Here is a 25,662-nt window from a genome sequence, read left to right as displayed (position 1 = left end):
TTAATGTATATCTGCGAGATTGCGCCTTGCAAGCAATATTTAATATGATGTGGACAAGCCGGGAGCCCTTACAGGGTGGAAGAACTGGAAGTTTGAGACGGAAAGTCCGGCTACATTTATTTTATTCCACCTAAAATATCATATAATCTTATTTCAATAAGTATCTGTGTCGCAACTCTTCCTTATCCTGCCTGATTGAGATGGGGCCGCCCGGCTTCCTCCTGCCGAACAAACCAATCCACGCTTCTCTTTTTAAAGAAAGAGCCGGGCTGAATAATCTCTTAATAAAAAGCCATATGCATGAAGTAGATAATCGAATTTTCATATTGATACGCCTAAATCCCCGTTTTTTTCATTACCTTTGTCTATAGACTGATAAAATTAGTAACAATGAAAGAATCCATAACCATAAAGAATGTTGGTCCACTGAAAAATATTCAAATAGACGACATTAAACCCCTTACCGTATTCATCGGTAAGTCTGCAAGCGGTAAGAGTACAATCATGAAAATAGTTGTGCTTATGCGTTACATCTATAAAATGGTAAATATCCGTTCCTATTTAAGGAATGCAAAGATTACACGTTCTCCATTCAAACTCCGGTTCGACTCCTTGCTCCACGACGGTTTGGACAAAATGATAACAGCAGATACGGAAATTTATTATACGGTAGAAATGAACGGCAATGCATATACTATATCTTATGCCAAGAAAAACTTGCAAGCCAGCATTAACATTCCCAATAATGACTTGGTATTCTTCAAAGAATCATACATATCTGAAACGAGAAGTGTCATACCTGCATGGACATCCAAAGTCTCTTCATTCAAGGGGGCAAGCCTCGGATTCTTTTTCCATGAGACATTCAATGATTTTAATAATGCTACGGATGTTATCAAGGAGCAGCAGTTGGAATACCTGAATCTGAAAATGAAAATACAGAAATCAGGAAACAAGCCCAAGTTATTTATGATAGAATCTGAGCAGGAGGGTTCTGTTCCTGTAGAGTTAAGGTATGCATCTTCGGGTATTCAGACCTCGGCACCCTTAGTTGCTATAATACGCTACTTTGCTAAAGAGTTCTCTTTTAAGGATGCTTTCCAGCGTTCCGTGCTAAGTTACCTGTTCAAGCAGGACCTTCTTACAAAATTCACTCCGGGAATCAATCAAAATGAACTGGCAAAGTATGTACATGTTCATATTGAAGAGGCAGAATTAAGCCTGGATCCCGAAGCGCAAAGAGGACTGATCAACAATATAGTCAGTGAGGCTTTTCATAAAAATGATGTTGATAGGAAACTGGGATTGATGATCGCTACCCATAGTCCCTATATAGTTAATCACCTGAATGTGTTACTCCGTGCCAGTTATTTTGAAAAAGCACGTAAGAACTATCCTTTTTTGGAAAAGGACAATATTGCCGTATATAGAGTAGGTGAAGGTACACTTACCTCCTTAATGGCCACAGATAATGATACGGAAGAGTATGTCATTAATACATACGACCTTTCCGACACCATGGAAGAAATTTTCAATGAATACGAAAGCATGGAGGAACAGGAAAATGGACAGCGCATTAATTGATTTCCTAAAAAAAGATTATCCTTCTCATTTCGGAGTGGTGTGGGATGAAACTACTATGTCTATCCGTAGGGAACAACGTCCGAGAGGGAAACATGAAATCCGGGACCAACAGCCCAAAATTGTACAGTATTCCGGTAAGGGTGTTTCTATAATTAATAATAACTCGCTTGTCGATATAGAGATTATAGATTTTGAACACTATATTAATTTATTTCATGATACAGCTGCGGGTATGGGACGAAAATGTGATTTTATCATAAACCCGATAGCTGGATACGACTTCATTGTCTTCAATGAACTGACAGAAAGTCAGGGCCAGTATATTCGACCGTTCAATTCACCAACAACAGGGGACAAAAAAGAGGGTAAACTGGCCTATGCAAAGAAGCAACTGGAAATTTCCATTGAAAAATTCTATAGTGTAAGCGACTTTTTAGATGGGTATGAAAAGAAGATTGCCCTTTTTTCATATCGATTGACTGATGGCAAACCGGGACATCTTATGACTAAATCCATGAATGCTTTCAGAAGACCGCAAAAAATTTTATCTAACATCCGCGCTCATGAACCCCTAATACATGGTTTTGTATTTGAACAAAGGATGTATCATGAAGAATACAAAGTAAACTGAATATAACATTCAAGATATGGCAAACAACGAACATAACCCAATAGCCATAAGAATCAGTCAAATTCAAGACTTATGGATTCAAAACAGGACAAACCATCCTGACGCAAAGGTGTATTGTCTGACATGTGACCAAGAGGATTTCCCTTTGGTGGAGGGTTTTATTCGTCTTGAAGGTTCTCCTTACGGGAGGTCCAGTGATACGATTCTTGCCTTTATGACGGATTATGATTCCCCCGCGGCGTTTTATTCTTTTCTAATCAACGAGTGGATCTCATCTTTTGCGGCAGAATTGGAAAAACACCCGGATTGGAACTGGACAGATTTCGAGGAACTGAAACAAGAGGCAGGCATTCTTAAACAGGACAACCCCAAAATCCTGAAAGACTTTTATATTCGTATGGTAAGCAGTTTTAAGATTTTCGAGGGGGTTGCCGGCAACATTCTTGGTATAACGATAATCATTTATCGAATCCAGGACGTGGAGTCGCTAAATAATTCTATAAAGGAATTGGCCGAGGCTCTTCCCCCGCATGTAAGTCTTATTCTGACGGACTATAACGGCCGTGAGGTATATGGCTTGTTGCTGGAGAATATGAAAGAAAAAGCCTGTCGGATAAATATTCCCGACCAGAACATGTCTGAAGCCTATAAAGAAATAGCAACACAGGGGGATCCACACGATCCGCAGGTGAAATACCGCTGTTGTCTGTTCGCCTTGGGGGAAGCAGCCAATGCTGGAAAAAAGAAAGAGGTTAAACGCTTGGGAGAAGAGCTTATAAAGATATGTCGTGAAATTGGGGGGATTGAAATGTGGGCTTCCGCATACCTTATATATGGAGGTTTTATGTTGGGCTTCAAGGATGAAGCCGCATTCACGCACAAACTGCTTGACAAGGGGATCGGCATAGCGCAATCTGCAGGACAGAAGGAAACAGCTTGTATCCAGATATTGATACAGCTCTATGATTATAAAGGCATTGCCTATAACCTGTCGAGAGATGCGCAAAAGGCAGTTGGCTGTTTTTTGAAAGGAGCGGAAATTGCCAGGGAAGAAGATTTAAAATCTATGGCTGTCAGTCAATATGGCTATGCGCTGCTTGTTGCATTGAAAAAGGATCGTTTCTTTTACGAACCGATCCTAACGGAGGCTTTTGAATATGGCTATGCACTGGATGATGACGAATTGAGGACGGTTAATTTATCCTTCATAGCCCATACTTATATTGGAAAGATATATAGTATTGAAGCCGAGAAGCGGGAAGAAATCGAAAAACGCATGGAGGCTCTTTACGGCGAAGATTGGCAGGCTGGCTCAAAAGAGATAGGTGCCAAGCTGGAAAATGAATATCTGTTGATTAAAAAGTGACAATGCAAATTTACTGTATATTAATGCAATAAGTTATTTTCATAAGTCGAAAAATACTTTTTTTGTGTTTTGCAAAAAAATATCTCTAAAAAATTTGGAGTTTTAATTTTAATTTCCTATGTTTGCCAACAACAAAGATGATGTTTTATTTTTCTTCTTTTTCTCCCACAAATAAAACAGAAATCAACATGGAAGAACCGGAGGAAATTTCAAAAGATCGTTTTTGAAGTTTTCTCTTTTTTGTTTTTATCCCATAAGAACTGAATTCAAAAAAGAGAGGAGAGATATTCAAAAACCATTGTTAAACTTTTAAATTTTCATTGATTATGGCATCATTTAGAGCAACATTGGAATTTGCAGGAAAAGAGTATGATGTGCTGCACTCCGAGTATGAATTCAGTCGTACGACCGACTCTAAGGGAAAACCCTCCTCAAATATTCAGGGAGGACGCGTAGGGGTTGTTATCGAATCCACTGATGACACCGCTACTATTGAAGCCATGCTGAACAGCCAGTTCAAGCAGGTAGAGGGAAAGATTGTCTACAAGAAAATCGAGGAAGACGCGAAGATGAAGGAAATCGAGTTCAAGAACGCCTACATCGTACATTACAAGGAAACCCTCGACGTGAACAACGAAGTGCCAATGACAATCGCGCTGACCTTCTCGGCTGAGATGATCAACGTGGGGAACGCCGCTTTGGACAATCGCTGGCCGAAGAACTGATATTTTCAGCTTGAACACCCGTCCGGGATGTAATAAGAATTGCCGCCTGACGGATTTTCCGTTGGGCGGCAATTGTGATTTTTAACTAAAATATAGCCGTTATGCTCGAGCAGAAGAAAACAACAGTCAGCATTGAAGGGAGTCCTCTGCCCTCCTTTTCTCAGGTCATATTGAAACAATTCATTAATGACCATCACTATTTTGATGTTCACATGGACATAGAATCCGGAGAACTTTATGCGGCACATACGCTTGACAAAAGCAAGAACTGGGTAGGCAAGAAACTGGATATTCAACTGGGAGATAATGTTTTCAAGGGTATCATAACTCACGTCGAGCTTCATCGTACCCAAGGCAATCACGGCTATCTGCTTATACAGGGATATTCTTTAACATTCCTGCTTGAATCAGAATTGAACTGTGCTTCATGGACAAAAAAAACATTATCCGGCATAGTTAAGGAAATATGTGACAGGGATGGTGTCCCTTGTCTGGTTAATCCGGAATACAAAACAGAGATCGAATATGAATGCCAGTATCGCGAAAGCGATTTTGATTTTATCCGGCGTTTGGCACGGCAATATCATGAATGGCTGTATTATGACGGACATCAGCTGGTATTTGGCAAACCATCGTCACTTCCACCTCCTGTCTCTTTGGCTTATGGCCGCGAAATTTCGGATTTGAATATCGGTATTCAGACACTTGCACGACCTTTACAAGGAAGTTCATACCATTCAGGAAATGCACAGACATATAAGGCTTCTACTCCGGATGCTCCAAAGGGGCTGAATATGCTGGGACAATCTGCATTCGACGCTTCTATAAAACTATTCAAGTCTCCGGCTGTCCAAAACTCTGAGATTAGGGTTGCCAACAAGAGTCAGCTTGATAATTATTTCCAGAAAAAGCAACAGGGTGACACAGCCTCATCACATTACATAGCTTGTGATACCGACAGCAATCTTGTAAATTTGGGTAGCGTAGTTGAAATTCAGACTGCAATCCAGATTTTTCAATCTGTTTTTGAAGAAAAGAGTTTGGGAGAATATATCGTAACGGAGATTACACACTTCTCAGGTGCGGGAGAAAGTTATTATAACAGTTTCACGGCTATCAGTTCTTCTGTTCCGACTCTTCCCCCTCCCGATGTGCCACTGCCGGTTGCACAAACCCAGCAGGCTGTGGTAATAAGCAATGATGATCCGGAAAAGCAAGGACGTGTGCAGGTTAAGATGAGTTGGCAAGGCGATGGAATGCAGACATCATGGATTCGTGTCTTGACACCGGATGCCGGTGTAAGCGATAAAGTTTCTACAAATCGCGGGTTTGTATTTATCCCGGAGAAAGATGATATCGTCCTTGTCGGTTTTCGCTATGACGACCCCAACCGCCCATTCGTGCTTGGAAGTTTGTTTAATGGAAAAACCGGAACCGGAGGAGACAGCGGGAACAAGAAAAAGAGCCTGACAACGAGAAGCGGTTGTACCATTACCATAGACGATGACGAAGGCAGTATCACCATGAAAGATAAGGATGGCAATAGCTATGCGGCTGATGGACAGGGAAACATAACTATTTCCGCCTCAAAATCCATCAAGTTGTGCGTGGGGGAAACTTCCATTGAATTGGATAGTGAAGGCAATATTACATCCAATGCTGCTGCCAATATCTCGGAAACGGCCGGAGCGGACATCATCCAAGCCGCCCAAAAAGTGAGCACTTCTGCCGAAACTTCATATAACATAAACGGTAATGAGGTTACTGCTACGGGGAAAAGTACGGCAACACTTTCCGGAGGCACACAGGCTACTGTGGATTCCAGTGGCACAACGGCTATAGCAGGTACAATCATTAAACTGAATTAATTTATGAGCAACGCCATACAACAGATAGCAGACAATATGCTTTACCTTTGGGAGGAAGCCATAAGTCATCCCGTAAAAATGGTTCGTATAGTTATTAATCCTGGAGATGAATCCATGCTCAAGGCATTTTATGACTATATGTTGGCCATTGACAGCGACGAGGAGGATATGGTTTTCGTCATAGCCTTGCCGTTTATGTCTGTTGTAGAATATAGCGATAAAGTTCTTCGGTATATAGAGCGGCAGATTGAATATTGGAATGATTCCGATAAGCCGGAAGACATTATTTTTGAGAGAATAGACTGGACTCCGGATTTTACACTTGGAAGCAAGGATAATCCTGCGCAGTTGGTTGTTGAGAATTTCAATAGATTGGCAAAGGTTATCGTTGGCGGGACTGATATGAAATGCAGTTTTGTCTTTGATATCGAGGGTACGCAGGAGTATGAAGAATGTCGATTTTGGTTCGAACAGGCTCTGTCATTGCCGTTCAATGCGCAGATGGTTTGGGGGATCAGTGACATTATCGGGCAGGAACAGTTCGGTGACATCATGTCTAAGTATCCGAAAGAAACGACCAGTATTTATCCACCGATCAACATGGATGAGGCCGTTGAAAAATTGGCTGAACAGGCCGCCAATGAGGATACTGGTGATCCGGGCGCCAATGCTTTTCGAATAATGTTGGTGAAACTAATGAATAGCGTGAAGAAAGGGGATGCCGCGCAGACTGAATTTTATGCACGCAAGTGCTTGGATATGGCTCTCGTCAATGTAAAAAAGGACTTAAACTGGCTGAGTCAATTCGTTACTGTCTATACCATTTTATACACTGACCGTATTACACGTAAAGATTGGGACATGGCTCTCTATTTTGCCAACAAGGCGGTAGAATCGGCACAAATGGGTGAAGGCAGGCTCGAGCCTTCACTGTCCGGCCGTTTGCTTGGTGGTGCACTTTTGGGAAAAGCCTCCATATTGGTGCATCGTTCCGGGTGGCAGGAAGCTGCTGAAATATATAAGGTGGGAGCGGATGCTTACTCCCGATGTAAAGACTATCTTATGCAAGCAGAGGCTTTGCGAATGTGCGGATGGTGTCGAGAAAAAAATCACGAGAACGCTTTGGCGGCAGAATGTTACATTGAAGGATTCCGTTTGGCAGATAAATTATCTGTTGAGCTGGTAAGGCACTCCTCTTATCCATTGTTGCTTCTCAAGCTGCTTGAGAGTTCGAACTACCAGTCTTCTGTCGGCAAAGACGAAATCGATTCGGTATTAACACGCATAATCGGGAAAGACTGGGAAAATTTCTTATATGAGTACAAACGGAATTTAGGGAAATATTATGAACTGGCTGAACAAAATATGGACAACGCTGCAACAGATATTCACTGATGGACCGGATTATATCAAGTCTAATCCGAAATCAGGTTATCTTATTGTTATACTGATTTTATTGGTGTGGCTTCTTGGATTATTACTGGACTGGAAATGGACTTATGCCCGTCCCGGCAGTTGGGGTGGAAATTTCTGGTTGGACATATTGGGACCTAATGGCTTACGCTTTTGGCTGGGGGTCATTGTCGTACTTGCCATTTTCTTGTCAGGCTATTTATTTTTTAAGACTTAAAACTATTAAAGGATATTGTTATGTCATCAGGAACAAGTTATTTCGACCAGGTAAGCTCGCAGCTTGAAGTCACTGTCGGCAAACAAATGTCTGGTGTGGTTTCCGGAGTTTCTGCTAATGCAGAAGCTGGTGTGTCACCATCGATAAATGCTCTCGACACGGGATTAAAGGCGGCAACCGCCCTTGGCAGCTTGGCTGACAACGTGAGTGAGGCAGCCATACTGCCCGTACTCGGCGCATTGGGTATGAAAGGACAGGCCTGCCTTCCCATATCCAAGCAACTTGATCCTGTAATCGGAGTGGATATACACTTGGTGAACATACCTCCGGCAACAAGCGTACCCATGCCGCATCCGTATGTGGGCACACTATTATGCCCTCAAGATTTTATGACCGCAGCAGTGGCCTCGTTTATACCGCCTCCGCCAACAGCAGAGGATACTGGAAGTGCGGACTCTGCCAAACTTGCGGAAATCGGACATACCGCATTGACAATGGCCGTGGGCATGTTGGGTGCAACCGTCAAAATAGGCGGATTTATTCCTCGTGCTGTAGCTTCCACACCCACACGTAGCATACCGCATATTCCTATGGGAGCCGGATTTGCTGCCAACTCTCTCCCGATCCCGAAGAATAACGGACACGCATTCATGGGAAGCCTTACGGTACTGGCTGACGGATTGCCTCTTTCAGGAGGAGGTACGCACCTGCATCTGGATTGTAACGACCTCGGTATGGCCAGTGTACATAAGGTGCCGGGACTATTTCTGCCTACGGGAGTCATTAATCCGATTCCCCCTGCAAAACAGATATTGACCAGCCCCATTCCCGTACCGCTCAACCCTATGGCCGCACTTTCCCGTAAATGCATGGGGGCTTTCGGCAGAGCCTACAAGAGAAAGACCGCAAAGGTGGCAAAAAAACTGCACGACGCGGTAAATGACAAAATAAAGAGCAAGTCCTTGCAGAATATGCTGCACAAAACGATCTGTACCGTCACCGGACATCCCGTTGATGTGGCAAGCGGCACGTTCTTTACTGATGAAGAGGATTTCTGGCTGGACGGCCCGATTCCGCTTTCGTGGGAACGTACATGGTACAGTCGCAGCGATTACCGTGGCCCCTTGGGCAACGGCTGGCATCACGCCTATGACATGGGGATTGTCGTGGAAAACGGAATACTAACTTTCCGTATGTCGGACGGAATACCGGTCGCATTTTCCCTGCCCACAGAGAAAAATCCGTCATTTATACGTTCCGAACGGAAAGAAGCACGGAAAGAGAAGGACGGTTATTGTATCTGGGATATGGACGAGGATCTGTACTATCGTTTTACACGGAAAGAGTATGACTCCATACATCTGCTTGAAAGCGTGTCCGATGCTAACGGCTTTGCCATACGGTTCAGTTACAGTGCCGAGGGCTACCTGCGCAATATAACGGACAGTGCAGGGCGCCATCTGAGGGTGGAATACGATGTCCGCAACGGACGCATCATGGAAATATGGGCTCCGCATCCCGAAAATGCGGATGAGGAAATCATACTTGCCTCTTACGATTACGATGCCGAAGGAAATATGATACGGCAACGTAATGCGGTGGGTGATGCGATGCTCTATGAATATGCCGGACGCCTGATCGTGAAGGAAACGTGGCGTAACGGACTCTCGTGGTATTTTGAATATGACGATACGGGTATCGGTGCCCGCTGCATCCACACATGGGGGGGCGACGGCATATACAATCACAAGCTGAAGTTTATGAACGGGCTGACAGAAGTACTTGACAGCCATGATAAACTGACAGTTTATCACCACCGTGACGGGCTTGTATATCTGAAAATAGACGCCAATGGAGGTGAACACCGCTGGAAATACGACACGGACAGGAAACTTTTGCAGGAAACGGATCCGGCAGGCAACAGCTACCTGTACAAGTATGACCGCTGGGGTAACTGCACGGACAATTCGGATCCGGGCGGTGGCAGTGTTTCTGCGGTATTCTTCCGGAAAGGTGCGTTACGCAACAGGCCGATAAGTGTGACTACGGCAGACGGGGGAACATGGATGTTCGGCTATGACGACAAGGGCAATGTGATGAAGCGCACAAATCCGGAGGGAGCTGAGACAAAAATAGAATACCGTGAAGGATTGGTTAGTCGTGTGACGGATCCTTACGGTGTGATGACAACCCTTTCTTACGACAAGGACGGAAATCTTACGGAAGTGGCAGACAGCCGTGGCAATGTGTTACGTTACCGATACGACCGGATTGGACGCTGCCTTCGCGTTACGAATCCGAAAGGCGCAGAACAGGTACGCAAGTACGACTTGGTTGGTCGTGTGGTGGAGGTGGAAGATTTCGATGGAAACCATATATTCCTGACTTATGACGGAATTGATAACCTGGTGGAATATCGTGATAACCTGCAACAGGTGGAATACCGCTATGCGGGAATGTGGAAACTGACTTCCCGTCGGGATAGCCGTGGCGTAGTAGCGTTCCGCTACGATGGAGAGGAACGCTTGCGCAAGGTAATCAACGAACGGAGGCAATGCTATGACTTCGACCTTGATAATACGGGTAACGTAATTAGCGAGGTGGGCTTCGATGGAAAGAGAAGGATATACAAACGTGACATAGCCGGACGGGTCGTGAGCGAGAAATTGCCGAGCGGAACGGAAAGGGAGTATGAATACGATGCGGCATCACGCGTTACGCGTGTTTCTTATGTCACAACTGACGAACCGGACCAGACTTATCAGTACGGCATATCGGGCAGGCTTGTGGAAGCCGTAAGAGGTGAAAGCCGTGTGGAGTTTACATACAATACACTGGGGCTCCCGGTTACGGAAACGACGGATGGAGAGACCATCACACGTACTTATGATAAGGTCGGGCAGATTCTTTCTTTACAGAGTACACTTGGAGCAGACTTGAAATATGAGCGAAACGAATATGGAGAGCTGGTTGGATTCAAGGCGAGTGACGGATGCGGTGAAGACGGAGGTGCTTGGCATTCCGAACACCGTTACGATACGTTGGGCTTCGAAGTGGAACGGATGCTTCCGGGCGGTGTGGTGCGCAGTTTCGCGTACGACAATATAGGACGGTTGGTAGATGCCCGGACACGCAAAGATGCCCGGACACGGCACATGCGTCGCTATTGCTGGGGTGTGGCCGACCGTCTGCTCTCCACCGAGGATAGCAAAAGAGGTACGACACGTTATGGCTATACGCCGAATGGTCAGCTTGAATTTGCGGAATACCCTGATGGTACACAGCAATGGAGAAAGAGCGATATTCTCGGCAATCTTTATCCTGATCCTGACTGTACGATACGGCGTTTCCTCAAGGGAGGCGTAATGGAGCAGGACGGTAAGTGGCACTATGAATATGACAAGGACGGCAACCTGACGGAACGTTATATTGGTTCAGGGAAATGGCTTGATGGGAAAAAAGAGCATTGGAGGTATCGATGGAACGCCGACGGTTCGCTGGCTAAGGTCATACGTCCTGATGGAGAAGAGGTTGGATTTACCTACGACGCTCTGGGCAGACGACTTTCAAAGACATTTGGTACGGTTGTCACTCGCTGGTTATGGAATGGGAATGTACCGCTGCACCAGTGGAAGCAGCAGCGTACCTATTTGCATCGATATGAACGCTGGGAAACGGATGAAAAGCGTCATGCCCGTACACTGTGGTTGTTCGATGAAGAATCTTTCGTTCCGGCAGCCATGATTAAGGAGGGGAAAACATATTCCATATTGACGGATCATTTGGGGACACCCACAGAAACGTATGATACTGAAGGTAATGAAGTGTGGAGTCGTGTGCTTGACTTCAATGGGAATGTCATTGAGGAAACAGGAAACAAAGGGATGATTCCGTTCCTTTTTCAAGGCCAGTATTATGACAGAGAGACAGAACTGGCCTACAACAGGTTCAGGTACTACTCACCGCAAATAGGAATGTATGTTTCGCAGGACCCGATTGGACTGGCTGGTGGAATTTGTTTATATAATTATGTTGTTGATACTAATGTTCTAATTGATTGGTTTGGCTGGCATGAGGTTATTGCTATTTTGGATGGGAAACCAGTATTAACAGATAAAGGAAAATATTCATGGTATAGTAATCCTGGATCGTCAGACGCACAATACAATGGATATGGTGCCACTGGACATTCAGAGGCCAAACTATTAGAAGCTCTTGATAAGAGAAACAAAGTTGGTGATTTATCGGGAAAAGTATTAGATATACATTCAATGGGGCAAATGACTAAAGGTGGTGTATCACAATTATCTCCATTGGCTCCATGTAATAGATGTGAGAAAGGCATGCAAACCTTTGCGATAAAGCATAATATGATTATTCGATATCATTATATTAATGATGAAGGGCATAAAAAAATATCAACTTATAAACCAAAATGATTATGGATTCAATCAAATACATTAAAAATAAAATTATTGAGAAAAGAAATTTGTTAGATAAAATAGCACAGAGTGATTTGATATTTAATCCAACTCTTTCTCTTGAAAAGATAAGACAATTTGAATTTGAAAATCATATAGAACTTCCACTAGATTATAAACGCTTTATCTCTGAGATAGGAAATGGTGGAGTTGGTCCTGGATTTGGATTAAAATCATTATTTGATTCTATAATAGATTTTAAATTGAGAAATCGACCTTGCATTTGTTTAAATAAAGAATTTCCATACCAAGAGAAGTGGAATGAGTCTTGGATTGCATCATTTGATTGGGATGATGATTATCCTGAATCCGAGATTGTGGATAAATATATGAATACCAAACATATATTTGGATGTTTACAAATAGGTCATTGGGGGCATGGTTGTACCTTTTTACTTGTTGTTAATGGAACAGAATTTGGTAATATTTGGCTTGATAATAGAGCTGATTATAGTGGTATTTCACCTGTTCTCAATAAAGAGAATAAGCATATTACTTTTAGTGAATGGTATTCAGACTGGATAACTAATCTGATATAATATCTAATAATTGTAATGACGGACACAGGTTATTTCGACAGCATAAGTGCAAACCTCAAGACTGGTGTAGGAAAAGATATCTTGGGTAGCATAAAAAACAACTCCAATGCCTCGATGCTCTCGGTTCTCGGGGGCATGAAGAACATGCTCTGCCTGCCCTTCTCCAAGCAGCTCGCTCCGGTGTTCGAAGGTGACATTCACCTTGTGGCGATATCGCCCTTCCCTGTCTCTCTCATGCCTCACCCTTATGTCAGCGTGCTCCTGAGACTGCAGCACTTCATCGTTACGGCTCTCTCCGTTACTGACAGTGGAGCAGGCGGCGGATACCAACAGTTGAGGGAACACCTCACATATAACAATTAAATTACATTTTTAAGTATTAATGAATATGATTGATAATCGCACAACATTTCTTATTGGAGCAGGTACGCCACTTGACCTTGATTTACCGCAAGGAACTATAAAACCATCAACAAGGAATATTACAGACGAGGTTTGTAGTCCCTATACGGATTATCTTGATCCAAGTAATTCCATTACAACAGTGAAAGATATTTATGACAAACTTAAGATGGCTTATCCGCCTGATCACTCCAATCCGTTTCTTAGGAAGGCACCGGAACCTAATGTCCATTTTGAACATCTGTTCCATGTGTTGGAAATGCTATATTCCTATGGATGGGTATGGGATGGCAAATGTCATAATGCGAATCTGTTCCCTGCTTTTGCTCCCTTTACACTGCCTAATATGGAGTTTGATCGTAACAATCTCAGCTCCGTGATGAAGCAGTTCGTTTTACGGATAATGGATATTATAAATGGATACGATACTGTTTTTCGAAATCGGAAGTATAAAGAAAATGAATGGTATCGGGATTTTTACCAACAGTTCGGAAAGGGCAGTGATTTCTTTGTGTTTAACTATGACACAACGATAGAAGATTCTATTGGAAACTATGAAGATGGTTTTGAACCTGATGGCATTCAAGATGTATTCAAAAGGTTTAATCCCAAGCGGTTGTTTGAGAATCCGGAAAAAGTGGCAACCATTAACCATCTGCACGGATGTATCAATTACTATTTCTCGTCCTATAAAAACGCAAATCAGGATATATATACCAATCTCTCCCATGACCTATACAAATATCCTAATTATGATATAGTAAAAGATATGATGATAGGCCGAGGACAGGGGCAACCAACCTGCCAGTCCGGAGAAACTTACTATGCGTCCCCTATAGTTACAGGATTGCGTAAACCGGATAAACTAAACTGTGTCCCCTTTGATTTTTATCATGCCAATTTAACTAATTGCATAATCCGGAACCCCAGATTAGTAATTGCAGGATATAGTTTCGGGGATTTATATTGTAACAATTTATTAGAGCGAATGCACTTCCTGCATGGAAATCGGCGTCGTATTGTAGTTATTGATTTTTTAGATATTCCGAAAAAGGACCGGATGCATGGCGGATATTGGTTAAGCCAAAATATGGGTAGTTTCCTTTGCCGTGCGGCAGAATGCGGTACTTTTGATGAAGTGGTGGAACAACTTTATAAAAATGAGGACCCCAAGACCGGTGCTTTGTATAGCGACAACGGTTGTTTGATGGTACTTTTTAATGGATTTAAACATGCCGCAGCATGTAGCAATGATATAGAATCTTTTTTAAATTCATAAACAATATGATGAAAGCTGATGGCACACCGAAGTCTGCAAAAAGGCAAGCGACAGGGAGTAGTATTTCCGTGCATCCATACCCATCAGTATGGGATACGGCAAACTATATCTGTGAAGAGATCAAAAGAAACGTCAGGTCTCAGGATGTAAAAGAACTTATCTCTCTTTTGAACCATTACAATAAATCACAGAATTCTCAAAAGCAAGCATTCAAGAAACTGACCCCATTCGGGCAGGCAGCAGTATCCGCACTAAATCCTTCTTCTCTACTTGCAAGTGTCGCATCAGACAAAGTAGAGGGAAGAATACAGGCATACAAAAAGTGGAAAGGACTTGTTGCAAATGAGAAAATATGGGATCATAAGAGAAAGATCAAAGAAATACAAGGTTGCGATTGGGCTTGTGATAGTGCAACACAATTGAAATTTATGTATGATATATGGTCTAACATACACTATGGATTTATCGGCAGGTATGTGGGATTTACCGAATTTGAACTTGTTAATGGCGCCGGTTTTGCCCAACTGGGAGACAATAACAGGTCTTATGGTACCTGGGCCAAACAATACATTTCGAATCGATTTGTTAATTTGGGAGATGCGGATATATTGGGAGGATTCGATGACGCAGAAGACACTCAGGCCATAAAGGTTGGTTTCAGCCTGTTCAATAAGTTCGGAGCGGTACCTTCTGTTTTGACATCTCGGCATATCATGGATGAACTTTATCTGTTTTACCGGAATAATAAGCCTTTACATATAGAAAAATGCGAATATCACCAATAACATTTCTGATTTCAAGTTTATTCGTTACAGGTTGCGAACTATCCCTGCCGACCGACGACGAAATGGTGCGTCATTTCACGCAACATGAAGCGGCTTTCAATGAAATACGCGACATTGTCGTACAACGTGCTTATGGTACATATTACCCTCCTTACAGAACGGATACATTATATGGCGACGATTTATTGAGTATCAAGGAACTGCCCGAAGAACATAAGTTGCGGCTGGATTCCCTTCTAAACGAAATAAGTTGTGAGCGTGTCTTTTACTGGGGAAAAGAATCGCTAAAGGAAATGGGCAAGGATACATCAAGAACAAAAGTCTATATCCCTTATTTTGTTCACGGCTTGTCAATCGGCGGAACTTCCAAAGAATTTCTCTATGAACCGGAACTGGATAAAGAGCAAATATCGGCAACAGAACAACAATTGGATTTGAATGATATCTATCGCCAAACAGATAGTGATACGACTCTATATAAACCTATCAAAGACGGCTGGTATATTATGCTTGACCACGACAACTGAACTGCCACAAAAAAGACGTTTGTCCTCGCTGTCATACAGCATAAGGTCAGACGTCTTCTTAATGTGGATACAAAATCAAACACGCTACAATCTACTGTTTGTAATGAAATACTTCCGCTTCATATACAATTAGTTCCCTAATCGGGCTTCCAATTCCTGAATGCTTTCTTTTAAAAAAGCATACCCTTCATTAACTATGCGCTTGTATTCTTCAATAGCTTTTTGTGCATTCTCCGGATTTCCCGTGCAGTCATATTCTATTTGATGTGCATAACCTATGGCAAAAGGAACGGCTTCATCTTTACCGCGCAACTTTTCTAATTCTTCTCTTCCTTCCTTACGTTCTTCAGCATCATTTGAAAATGTCTTATCTATAGCAGAATCCAACTGCTTAAAAACTTTTTGTTTTTCTTCTATATAATCTTTGATGTTCATAATTTATGATGTTGGTTTTCTACAAAAATAGGGAAAAAAGCAAGACTATCAAAAAAAGGAGAAGATATTTTTTTAGGCCACAAATATTTTATAACTTCGCGTAAATGAAAGAATTAACTCATAAAAAATACTTAAATGAAAAACTTGTATATTATAGGAAATGGATTCGATTGCCATCATGGAATAAATAGTAGTTATAGTGCGTACCGTCAATGGCTCGAAGAAAACGAACCGGAACTCTACGAAAGACTGAGAGAATTCTATTATGTGGATGATGACGAATGGTGGTGGCAGTTTGAGGTGAATTTAGGTGAAATAGAACTTGCGGACTACGTACAGTATACTGCTTCGGAAAATCAGCCGGATTTTGCCAGTGACGAGTTTAGGGATCGGGATTATTATGTCGGTTCGTACCAGGCAGAAAGTGAAATTGGAGGTTTGGTCAATGACATTAAAGACACTTTCAAAGCATGGATTAACTCTCTGTCAAAGGCGGATGGAAGTAAAAAGATAAAGTTGACCAGAGGAGATGACCACTTCATTAATTTTAATTACACTTCCACCTTACAGTATTTATACGGTATTCCTGATTCAGAAATTCTTCATATTCATGGTAAGGCTTCCGATGAAGTGCTGGTACTTGGTCACAATAAGACTTATGAAGAGCTGACCAAAGCTGCAGAAGTCATCCAACCGGAGCCTCCGGCAGATTTGTCGGAAGAGGAGCTCGCCGAGTGGTACGATGGGGAAGACTACATAACTCAAACAGTTCGTGATGCCGCAGTCAACGAAATATATAGTATTCGCAAAAATGTAGAGCAAATTATCCAAGATAACCGGAGCATATTCTCTTCAATGAATGAAATCGAGCATATTTATATTTACGGCTTTTCTTTTTCTCCGGTTGACGAACCCTATATTGACAAAATAATCAGCCACATAGACAAAGAGAAAGTTCATTGGACAATTAGTTATTACAGCGATGAAGACCAACAGAAAATACAAGCCTATATGCAGTCCCGCAAAATATCACCGGATTTGTGGGAACTTATAAAATTGGAAGATATCCAAATGTACAAGCAACAACGATTGTTCTAAGCTTATTGGCAAGTCACCTGCATTTCCGTTTGTATTCAGGAAGCGGATATGCAGGTGTCAATATCATTATAATTTATGTACACCATATAAAATAGGTCTTTTTCCGTAATCATCAGATCCCCTTGATTACAAAAAATATTCCAAACTATTTGGATGTTTTGAGGATTTCTGTTACATTTGCTTTAGTTGATATTCTTTTCTTTTTTCGAAAGCGGGACCTCTGCTTTAATCAAGAATTATTGTCTTGATTCATAACCATTAAAACAGTATTGCTATGGGAGCATTCAGAGTGACCGTGCAAATTCGGAACAAAGAAATAGATATACTCTACTCACATATAGAGTTTAGTCGTAAGACAGACGCCAAAGGGCGTCCGGTGACAACTGTTATTGGCGGACGGGTTACGTTCAGCATTGAATCGACTCAAGATACGGACATACTTGAGATTATGGTGAACGGGCAATTTAAGCCCATTAGCGGAAGGTTTACTTTTTACAAGATTGAAGATAACTCTGTATTTCGGATTATTGAGTTTAGATGTGCCTATATTGTTTTTTACAAGGAAGTTTTTAATGTAGATAAAAGACGTCCATTATTTACCACAATAACTCTTTCTTCCGATGTTCTTGTTGTTGGAAATGCCTTTTTGACAAATAGTTGGTAGCTGGTTTTGTGATGTGGTTTTATATTTTGATCTCTTGCGGCATATATTCGGTGGAGCGGTAAAAGCATTAATCAAAGAACGATTAGTTGTGTATGAACTAACAAAATCCGGTCTGAATCGTATATTTATGGCTTAGCTGTTCGTGAACAATAAAGAGGAATGTGTAAATATTAGATAATGATTCTTTTGGTTTATACTTGCTTGACGTTTTGGAGGGCAATGGCAAAGATAATGCAACAAATTTATACTCTATTGCAAAAATACACTTTTGTGTCAGGCTTAATCGAAAGAACCTCTGTATCTTTGTTTCATTAAAACATGTTTATATGAAAAGATACAGCAGGAATCGCATTTATATCAGCGAAGAAGAACAGGAGAAAATCAAACAAGTCCGTATTCTATTGGGTGGTGCCGGAATTGGCAGCATCATTGCAGAATGCGCCTTGCGGTTTGGTTTTGAAAATATGACCATTGTTGACGGTGATAAAGTGGAAGAGAGTAATCTCAACAGGCAGAATTATGTAAAAGCGGATATTGGAAAATATAAAGCAGAAACACTTTGCAAACGCTTGCAGAAAATTAATTCCAACGCAGAAATAAAATTCCATAATACATTTATAGACAAAGGTAATATAGAGAGTATTATCTCAGGGCATCATATAGCTATTAATGCTTTGGATTTCAAGGATGGAACCCCTTTTGAATTTGACCGCATCTGTTCCGAAAAGATGATTCCCGTTCTCCATCCGTACAATTTCGGATGGGCGGGATTCCTCACTATTGTAAAGCCGAAAGGTTATCAGTTGTCTGAAATCTCCCAAGAACCTAACGGCTTTGAACTGAAAGTGGCGGAGTATGTATCGAGGTATGGAACGTTTTGGAATATGCCAGTTTCATGGTTGGAGAAGGTGATAGAAGAATATCGTGCGGAAGGAGGCATCTTGCCCCCTCCCCAGCTTTCTGTTGCCTCGTGGATTGTTGCGGGACACTGCGTGAATGCCATGTTCAATCTGGCGACCGGACGTGAAGTCAAGTTCTTTCCTAAATTTTACCTCTCATCACTGATGTGTGAGAGCAATTCCCTATAGTAACCTATAATTGGTTGCATAAGACAGCGCTTCCGCAATGTTTTTTACTCCCAATTTGGAGAACAGTGCCCTTTTGCATGCCTTTATGGTATCAACGGACTTGCATAGTTTATCGGCTATGTCATTCATGGTATAGCCTTGGGCTGAAAGGATCAGTACATCACGTTCCATTTCGCTCAAGGTTATGCCTTCTTTCTTTATCCATTTATGCTTGTCCAAAGAATATTCATAATAAGATTTCGAACCGGATTTCTTCATGATGATGTAACCGGGAGTACTTCTTGCCGACATGGATATGGTACATAACGCCAGCCATATACGTCCATCTTTAGTCAATATCATTGGAGTGAGGTGGTGATTCACCAATCTTAGTTTCCTTCCATGTATAATATGGAAGTCATATGAAATGGTATAGTCAAGACGTTCCGCTAAGGGTATTTCGTTGAACAGATCGAATCCTTTCTTGTTTACTTCCAATAACATCTGTTGTTCTTTTTCAGGCACGTAATCCAGATAAAACCTGTACCCGAAATCCTTAATCTTGTCAGAAGTCTGACCACACCAATATCCCAGATTTTCTGATACGTACAGGAAGTTCTGTTTGAAATAATCTATGATATACACGCACTGGTGCATGCTTCTTGCAAATGCTTTGGCTGTATTTACAAGAAGATTGATTTTCTGATAGTCCTCGTCCGTAATATTGTATACGGAATTAGACATTATAAAGAAGTCTCCTATATTTGTTGCCATAACAATTCTTTTTATAGATTCGCCGCAAATTTACTGATTATTCTTGAATATGTAACTTTTTAACACACAATTGTGTGAATATAATAGTGTATTTGTCTAAAATACACTTTTGTGTTAAATAAAGGCAGCCGTTCGTTTTTAGTTTTGTATCAGAAAAACAAAAAGAAATGGAAAAACTGATTTATACAAACGGACAATACAATATCTGGCAATTGGTGGGGAAGGAAAACCTGAATGAATTGGCAGAATTTGTGGTAAGGGAGAATTACAAACATCATGTGGGTGATTTTTCCTCCGAATCTATCAAGAATGAGATATATTCTGTTTATCAAGAAGAACTCCAGTATATTGATAACTCCACGATATTTGTAGTCCGCAATGATGCAGGCAAAATTATCGGTTCAATCAGGGTGTTCAAGTGGGACAGGAAGAAAACTCTCCCGTTACAAAAGATTTTCGGTATCAATCCGTTAACAGCTATACATTCTGAAACAGATTATAACTATTGGCATATAGGCCGATTTGCCATAGACTCCCTGGCAGGAATCCCGACAGTCACTCTGTTTAAGCAACTCATGGTATATGCGGTACATCCTATTATATGCGATAGCAAAAGCTATATGATAGCAGAAACAGACAGCAAGTTACTCAAAGTGATGAATACACTTGGTATTGAGACTGTTCGATTGGGGCATTCCATTAATTATCTTGCCTCAGAAACCATACCGGTGTACTCCAGTAAGAATGGACTTCTCCTATTCTACAATCATTATGAAAATTTATATATAGCTTCATGATATACACTTTTGTGTATTTCTCCATGAAGGTCTATAACGAATACACTTTTGTGTCAAAATATACTTTCATGACTATTTAACTTTGCAAATAAATAATTGGATGGCCAGACAATCAGCAACAGACCTAACTGTACAAAGGAGTGGATACCGAAAAACTGAAAGAGTAGGTTGGTTTAAGTGATACACAAATGAAAAAGAAAAAGATCGGACAAGAAAAGAATCTTGTCCTGCTTGATCGCTTAACTCAAAAAGAGCAATCAATTATCTCAGGTGGTGCGAAAAGAATCAGTGGTGAAATAACAGGCACCATCAGGGTTTACTTTTAATGTTTAATTTAAAATTTTACAATTATGAAAAAGAAAGAACTTAAAAAAATGAATGACATGACTCTTATGGACCGATTGACTCATGCAGAAGTCAACAAAATTAAGGGTGGAAAAGCGAAAATTGAAGGTAATTTGAACATCAAAATCTCAAACTACAAGTAATGAAAAAGAGAAATCTAACAAAAGCTTCCCGCCTTGCCAATATAGACCGGCTTACCAATCTAAATGCTGGTGCTATAAAAGGCGGTAAAAGTTCACCTCAAGATTCTATTTTCGTGGACGTTCCTAAAATTGATATTCCGGAAATAGTAATAAGAATCTAAAAAAAATGAGGGCATGTAGTAGCAAGCAAGCCTTGCTACTACTACTTAAAATGTACGACAATGAAAAAAACAATCTTATTAGGATGGCTTCCGCCTGCAATGGAGAATGTCCCATCTCCATGCCTGTCAGTCTTAAAACCTGCATTAAATCAGGTTGGGTACAATGTTTCTTTGAAGTATTGGAATGTATCATTGAACCCTCTGCTGAAAAGTTTCTTCAACATGGAGAACTTGATATATGATACCGAACTTAATAAACTGATGCCTTTTTTACTAAATCTTGGCATCAGTTTAAACGATACAAAAATTGTGGACAAGATTAAATATTATATCTACTCCATAAAGCCACAGCTGCACAGTAAAGGGAATGAGTATATTTATGAATACTTCCATTCATTCAATCAAAAACTGAATTGCTGGTTTGAAAATGAAATCAGTCAAATAAAGTTTGATGACTACCTGTTTGTAGGATTTTCAGCCCAGTTCTATCAATGGCTTGTTGCAAACCTGTTTATTGACAAGATAAAGACTGCTTATCCGAATACCCATATACTTGTGGGTGGTTTTGGAACAAAGGAAGAAGCGGTTACATTTTTGAAAAACTTTCCACATGTCGATTATACATCTTGGGGAGAAGGTGAATATTCAATACAACAACTGGCATTGTATCTGGACGGTGAAAAAGCAGCATTGTCTTCCATTCCTAATACCGTATATCGTATAGGAGATGAAATAAAAGTGAATTTGTTAAGAAATGTTTATGTGGACTTAAACAAGTCCAAGATGGATTTTTCCGATTATTTCAAATCCATACAGGGCTTTTCTCTGGATCAGGAACTGTCCTTGCCTATAGAAGGCGGCAGAGGATGCAGCTGGAAACAATGCAAATTTTGTTTCTTGAATACCGGCTATAAATATAGGACTAAAACCAATGAACAGATAATAAGAGAAATAAAGGAGCAAGTGGAGCGATATGAGGTAAATCGTGTCTTATTCTTGGACAACGATATCATAGGAGCCGATATGGATAACTTTATTGAGCTGTTGGACATGTTGATCGAATATAGGAAAGAAAATAATGACTTCTCTATATTACTGGCGGAAATAGTTACAAAAGGGGTTCCGTTCAATGTCATAAAAAAGATGGCCCTCGCAGGATTTGAATCCGTCCAAATAGGATATGAATCACCCAGTAATAACCTTTTGGAAAAGATCCATAAGAAAAATACGTTTGCCAGTAACCTGTTCTTCATTAAATGGGCAAATGAATTAGGTATTCGTATTAACGGGGCAAATGTACTAAGAAATTTATTGGAAGAAACAACAGATGATATAAAGGAAAGTATTGACAACTTATATTTTTTGAGGTTTTATTTCCAAAAGAGACTGGTATGCCACAGCTATTCCTTCCTTAGTGTCGCAAAATCATCACCTTACTACCGGACTTTATTAAAAACAAACCGGTTGACAGAATGGGGACAATCGCACCTGGCACAATTTACCCCAGAAAATTATATGTCATTAGAAGATAAATTCATCCTCTTTTTTGATTTTATAAAACCGGAGTATAATCATTTGTGGGACACTTTCCAACAAATAGAGCAACATTATATAAACAATATTTATGATTATCAATTGATAATTGAAAGCAATAGTGTGTTCTACAGGGAATTCTATAATAACACATTGATTAAGGAAATCGAGTTCGAAACGGATGATATTTATTGGGAAGTGTTGCAGTTATGTGATTCCGAAGTGTTATCTATTGAACAGATAACAAGGAAGTTGGGTAATAAAAAATCAAAAGAAGGAGAAACATTGCCGGAAGTAATTCTCAACTTAGAAAAAGAAGGGTTGTTGTATTGCAATGATAATAAGACAGAGATTGTAACTGTTTTGGACATTCATAAGACTATCAACCTACGGCAATACGGAGTAAATACAAATTCTTCCATGCGGATAGATAATAAATGCCATGAGGCTTTATTGGTTAGTTAAATGTATAATTATTAAAAATATAGAGACATGTTAATGAGAAGAGGATTGATAGCATTGGCGTTTGTCTTGTTTTTAGGTGTGGCAGCAAATGCACAGACCATCACAGGCAAAATCGTTGATTCAAGAAATGAGCCGATAGAGGCCGTTACTGTTGTTGCGCAGACGATAGATTCAGTTTTTGTTGATGCCGCTATTACAGATTCTACAGGTCAGTTTTTAATCAAAAACGCACCTGAAAAATATCGTCTGATCTTGCAACACCTGTTATTTGTTACACAACAAGTTAACGGATATACCCCTAATATTGGAACTCTCACAATGAAAGAACAGGATTATACATTGAACGAGGTCGTCATAAAGGGGGAACGTCCACAAGTTAAGGTTGAAGATGGGGCTTTAAGCTATGATATGAATAGAATGGCAGAAAAAAAGGTAATCAGCAATGCTTATGAATCCATTCTGCAACTTCCAGGAGTAGTGGAACAAAATGGTTCAATAACCTTGGCCGGTGCCAATGGAGTATCTATAATACTCGACGGTAAACCGACAACCATGAGCAATGCACAACTTTATGAGTTGCTGAAAAGCACTCCGGTTTCAAATATTGAAAAAATACAGGTTATGTATAGCGCTCCTGCAAAATACCATGTCAGAGGTGCCGCAATCAATATTGTCACCCAAAAGAAAAAAACGGAGAATCCATTTCTACAGGGAGAAATTAACGGTTCGTATATTCAAAGGCATTTTACAAACGGTCAGGGAGGGATCAATCTGTCGTACTCTTCCCCCAAATTATCCGTGGACTTTCTGTATTCACTGTCAGCAACTAAAAGTAAGACACAACTTGATTTGGCGACTTTACATAAGTTGGATAATAAGGTTTATGAAATAGAACAGTACAATAGAGGAACAAAAAAGGATCTTGCGCATAACATACGTTTGGGAGGAGAGTACACTTTCAATAACGAGGACAAACTTAGCCTGGCTTACACAGCAGTTTTAAGCCCTGATGGAAAAAGCACAGAGAATTCTGTTGGCAGCTTTTCCAATTCTACCAATAACAAGGATTTCGAAAATTCCATGCACAATATGAGTCTGAATTATTCTTCACATAATAATTTCAATGCGGGAGTGGACTATACACATTATAATTCACTTTTCTATCAGGATTTCCAAGATAGCAGAACAGACGGAATGATCAACGATTTCACTTCAGATTCAAAACAAAAGATTGACCGGATAAAAGTATATGCGGACAAAAGCCATGAGTTTGCCAAGGATTGGTCATTTAATTATGGAGCGGAATTCACGTATGCAACAGATTATAATATGCAGAAATATAATTCAAGAACTGAAACCGACATGACGGGGTCGAACACAGACAGCAACATTAAAGAATATACATATAATGCCTATGCCGGATTCGATAAAAGTTTCACGGAGACTTTTTCCATGTCATTCTCTGTTATTGGAGAGTATTATAAGCTGGCCAAGTATGACAACTGGGCTGTTTATCCTACACTTGACCTTACGTATGTGCCTTCTCCCTCACATATCCTCCAGTTTTCATTCTCTACAGATAAATCCTATCCGGATTATTGGGATATGCAGGAATCGGTCGGATATTTGAACGGATATACGGAGATTCATGGTAACCCATATCTGAAGCCATCAAAAGACTATTCAGCCCAGTTGATATATGTCTTAAAAAGCAAGTATCAATTTCTTTTATACTATGACTATGAACCTGACCATTTCGAACAGTTAGGTTACCTGTCATCAGATAGGCTGGCCCTGATATATAAGACACTTAATTGGAACTATAAGCAAATGATAGGATTAAACATCGTGGTTCCTTTTAATATTGGAAATATTTTTGATTCAAGAATAGTCCTGAACGGCTATAACAATTCGTCAAAATGCAAGGACTTTTATGACTTATCCTTCAAACGGAACAAGTGGACGCTATATTCACGTCTGGATAACGCTATCAATATTTCCTCCAAGCCGAATATTAAATTAGAATTGGCAGCCATGTATATGACCCCTTCTATCCAAGGCATTTACGATTTAGGTAGAATCTGGAGTCTGGACGCAGGTCTGAAGTGGAGCTTTGCAAAAGACAAGGCGGAAATTCGTGTAAAGGGTACAGATTTGTTCAATAGCGCCATGCCTGATGTGAAAACCAGATATAAAAGCCAGCACATGGATATGCTCCTGAGACCGGACAGCCGTACTTTAACAGTTTCTTTCAGATATAAATTCGGAGGTTACAAAGAGAAGAAGTTTAAGGAAGTGGATACATCAAGATTTGGTCAAAAGTAATTGCAGTTTAAACTTTAAACAACAGTATATCAAAATTA

Annotated in this window: 24 protein-coding genes; 21 read left to right on the top strand and 3 right to left on the bottom strand. The window is 40.7% G+C overall.

The genetic code is table 11. The features are described from left to right. Positions 1–390: 390 nt before the first annotated feature. From DXD65_RS02635 to DXD65_RS02595, 9 genes are all read left to right on the top strand, one after another. On the top strand, positions 391–1,584 hold the full coding sequence (locus DXD65_RS02635; protein WP_101602711.1) for an AAA family ATPase: 1,194 nt from the start codon (positions 391–393) through the stop codon (positions 1,582–1,584). Then, positions 1,535–2,215, top strand: coding sequence for a hypothetical protein (locus DXD65_RS02630; protein ID WP_147350689.1), 681 nt, complete (start codon positions 1,535–1,537; stop codon positions 2,213–2,215). Before DXD65_RS02635 ends, DXD65_RS02630 begins: the two co-directional genes overlap by 50 nt. A 16-nt stretch (positions 2,216–2,231) precedes the next feature. Further along, positions 2,232–3,581 carry a hypothetical protein gene (locus DXD65_RS02625; RefSeq protein WP_101602713.1) on the top strand — a complete coding sequence of 450 codons (1,350 nt, stop codon included), beginning with the start codon at positions 2,232–2,234 and terminating at the stop codon, positions 3,579–3,581. Between the two features lie 326 nt (positions 3,582–3,907). Then, a complete protein-coding gene (gene tssD, locus DXD65_RS02620; protein WP_101602714.1) occupies positions 3,908–4,306 on the top strand; it encodes a type VI secretion system tube protein TssD in 399 nt (132 codons plus the stop codon). A 101-nt stretch (positions 4,307–4,407) separates the two neighbouring features. Further along, a complete protein-coding gene (locus DXD65_RS02615; protein WP_101602715.1) occupies positions 4,408–6,174 on the top strand; it encodes a phage baseplate assembly protein V in 1,767 nt (588 codons plus the stop codon). Positions 6,175–6,177: 3 nt separating this feature from the next. Beyond that, complete coding sequence (locus DXD65_RS02610; protein ID WP_165859183.1) at positions 6,178–7,569, top strand: hypothetical protein; 1,392 nt, start codon at positions 6,178–6,180, stop codon at positions 7,567–7,569. After that, entirely contained in the window at positions 7,520–7,804 is a 285-nt protein-coding gene (locus tag DXD65_RS02605; RefSeq protein ID WP_101602716.1) for an immunity 17 family protein, read from the top strand. Before DXD65_RS02610 ends, DXD65_RS02605 begins: the two co-directional genes overlap by 50 nt. Positions 7,805–7,824: 20 nt before the next feature. Then, entirely contained in the window at positions 7,825–12,243 is a 4,419-nt protein-coding gene (locus tag DXD65_RS02600; RefSeq protein WP_101602717.1) for a DUF6531 domain-containing protein, read from the top strand. A 2-nt stretch (positions 12,244–12,245) separates the two neighbouring features. Further along, positions 12,246–12,824 (top strand): SMI1/KNR4 family protein, encoded by a 579-nt coding sequence (locus DXD65_RS02595; RefSeq protein ID WP_133304273.1) that lies wholly within the window; start codon positions 12,246–12,248, stop codon positions 12,822–12,824. Positions 12,825–12,827: 3 nt separating this feature from the next. Here the strand turns inward: DXD65_RS02595 and DXD65_RS20910 are convergent, their stop codons facing one another. Further along, the gene (locus DXD65_RS20910; RefSeq protein ID WP_133304274.1) at positions 12,828–13,169 is read right to left on the bottom strand and encodes a hypothetical protein; all 342 of its coding nucleotides are present in this window, start codon (positions 13,167–13,169) and stop codon (positions 12,828–12,830) included. Positions 13,170–13,212: 43 nt separating this feature from the next. Between DXD65_RS20910 and DXD65_RS02585 the strand changes: the two genes are divergently transcribed. The 3 genes from DXD65_RS02585 to DXD65_RS02575 are packed head-to-tail and all read left to right on the top strand — an operon-like array spanning position 13,213 to position 15,817. Beyond that, entirely contained in the window at positions 13,213–14,505 is a 1,293-nt protein-coding gene (locus DXD65_RS02585) for a hypothetical protein (protein WP_133304275.1), read from the top strand. A 5-nt stretch (positions 14,506–14,510) separates the two neighbouring features. Continuing rightward, positions 14,511–15,290: a polymorphic toxin type 44 domain-containing protein gene (locus tag DXD65_RS02580; RefSeq protein WP_101602721.1), complete on the top strand. Its 780-nt coding sequence runs from the start codon at positions 14,511–14,513 to the stop codon at positions 15,288–15,290. Further along, entirely contained in the window at positions 15,272–15,817 is a 546-nt protein-coding gene (locus DXD65_RS02575) for a DUF4948 family protein (protein ID WP_101602722.1), read from the top strand. Before DXD65_RS02580 ends, DXD65_RS02575 begins: the two co-directional genes overlap by 19 nt. Positions 15,818–15,946: 129 nt before the next feature. Here the strand turns inward: DXD65_RS02575 and DXD65_RS02570 are convergent, their stop codons facing one another. Then, on the bottom strand, positions 15,947–16,252 hold the full coding sequence (locus tag DXD65_RS02570) for a hypothetical protein (protein WP_101602723.1): 306 nt from the start codon (positions 16,250–16,252) through the stop codon (positions 15,947–15,949). A 135-nt stretch (positions 16,253–16,387) separates the two neighbouring features. On the opposite strand from DXD65_RS02570, the gene DXD65_RS02565 reads away from it, so the two are divergent. The 3 genes from DXD65_RS02565 to DXD65_RS02555 all read left to right on the top strand — a co-directional run bounded on the left by DXD65_RS02565 (position 16,388) and on the right by DXD65_RS02555 (position 19,102). After that, complete coding sequence (locus tag DXD65_RS02565; RefSeq protein ID WP_101602724.1) at positions 16,388–17,350, top strand: bacteriophage abortive infection AbiH family protein; 963 nt, start codon at positions 16,388–16,390, stop codon at positions 17,348–17,350. Between the two features lie 274 nt (positions 17,351–17,624). Beyond that, on the top strand, positions 17,625–18,014 hold the full coding sequence (gene tssD / locus DXD65_RS02560) for a type VI secretion system tube protein TssD (RefSeq protein WP_101602725.1): 390 nt from the start codon (positions 17,625–17,627) through the stop codon (positions 18,012–18,014). A 326-nt stretch (positions 18,015–18,340) separates the two neighbouring features. Beyond that, on the top strand, positions 18,341–19,102 hold the full coding sequence (locus tag DXD65_RS02555) for a ThiF family adenylyltransferase (protein WP_101602726.1): 762 nt from the start codon (positions 18,341–18,343) through the stop codon (positions 19,100–19,102). Here DXD65_RS02555 and DXD65_RS02550 read toward each other — a convergent pair. Continuing rightward, positions 19,097–19,855, bottom strand: a complete 759-nt coding sequence (locus tag DXD65_RS02550; RefSeq protein WP_117887324.1) for a helix-turn-helix transcriptional regulator — start codon at positions 19,853–19,855, stop codon at positions 19,097–19,099. The two genes, DXD65_RS02555 and DXD65_RS02550, sit on opposite strands and share 6 nt — an antisense overlap. 167 nt (positions 19,856–20,022) lie before the next feature. Here DXD65_RS02550 and DXD65_RS02545 point away from each other — a divergent pair, with 167 nt between their 5' ends. From DXD65_RS02545 to DXD65_RS02535, 6 genes are all read left to right on the top strand, one after another. Next, positions 20,023–20,652, top strand: coding sequence for a hypothetical protein (locus tag DXD65_RS02545; protein WP_101602728.1), 630 nt, complete (start codon positions 20,023–20,025; stop codon positions 20,650–20,652). A gap of 188 nt (positions 20,653–20,840) precedes the next feature. Next, positions 20,841–20,978 carry a hypothetical protein gene (locus tag DXD65_RS20970; protein WP_158298284.1) on the top strand — a complete coding sequence of 46 codons (138 nt, stop codon included), beginning with the start codon at positions 20,841–20,843 and terminating at the stop codon, positions 20,976–20,978. A 24-nt stretch (positions 20,979–21,002) separates the two neighbouring features. Then, positions 21,003–21,140 (top strand): hypothetical protein, encoded by a 138-nt coding sequence (locus DXD65_RS20965; protein WP_158298285.1) that lies wholly within the window; start codon positions 21,003–21,005, stop codon positions 21,138–21,140. After that, the gene (locus tag DXD65_RS20960; RefSeq protein ID WP_158298286.1) at positions 21,140–21,301 is read left to right on the top strand and encodes a hypothetical protein; all 162 of its coding nucleotides are present in this window, start codon (positions 21,140–21,142) and stop codon (positions 21,299–21,301) included. Before DXD65_RS20965 ends, DXD65_RS20960 begins: the two co-directional genes overlap by 1 nt. 60 nt (positions 21,302–21,361) lie before the next feature. Next, on the top strand, positions 21,362–23,299 hold the full coding sequence (locus DXD65_RS02540; RefSeq protein ID WP_117652814.1) for a B12-binding domain-containing radical SAM protein: 1,938 nt from the start codon (positions 21,362–21,364) through the stop codon (positions 23,297–23,299). A 27-nt stretch (positions 23,300–23,326) separates the two neighbouring features. Beyond that, positions 23,327–25,624 carry a TonB dependent receptor gene (locus DXD65_RS02535; RefSeq protein ID WP_101602730.1) on the top strand — a complete coding sequence of 766 codons (2,298 nt, stop codon included), beginning with the start codon at positions 23,327–23,329 and terminating at the stop codon, positions 25,622–25,624. The last annotated feature ends 38 nt before the right edge of the window (positions 25,625–25,662 follow it).

Origin of the sequence: Bacteroides sp. 4_1_36 (assembly GCF_003466325.1) — a bacterium.
GTDB classification, from domain to species: Bacteria; Bacteroidota; Bacteroidia; order Bacteroidales; family Bacteroidaceae; genus Bacteroides; species Bacteroides uniformis.
The sequence above is the reverse complement of the archived record's forward strand: the minus strand, read 5'-3'. Positions and strand labels throughout refer to the sequence as shown.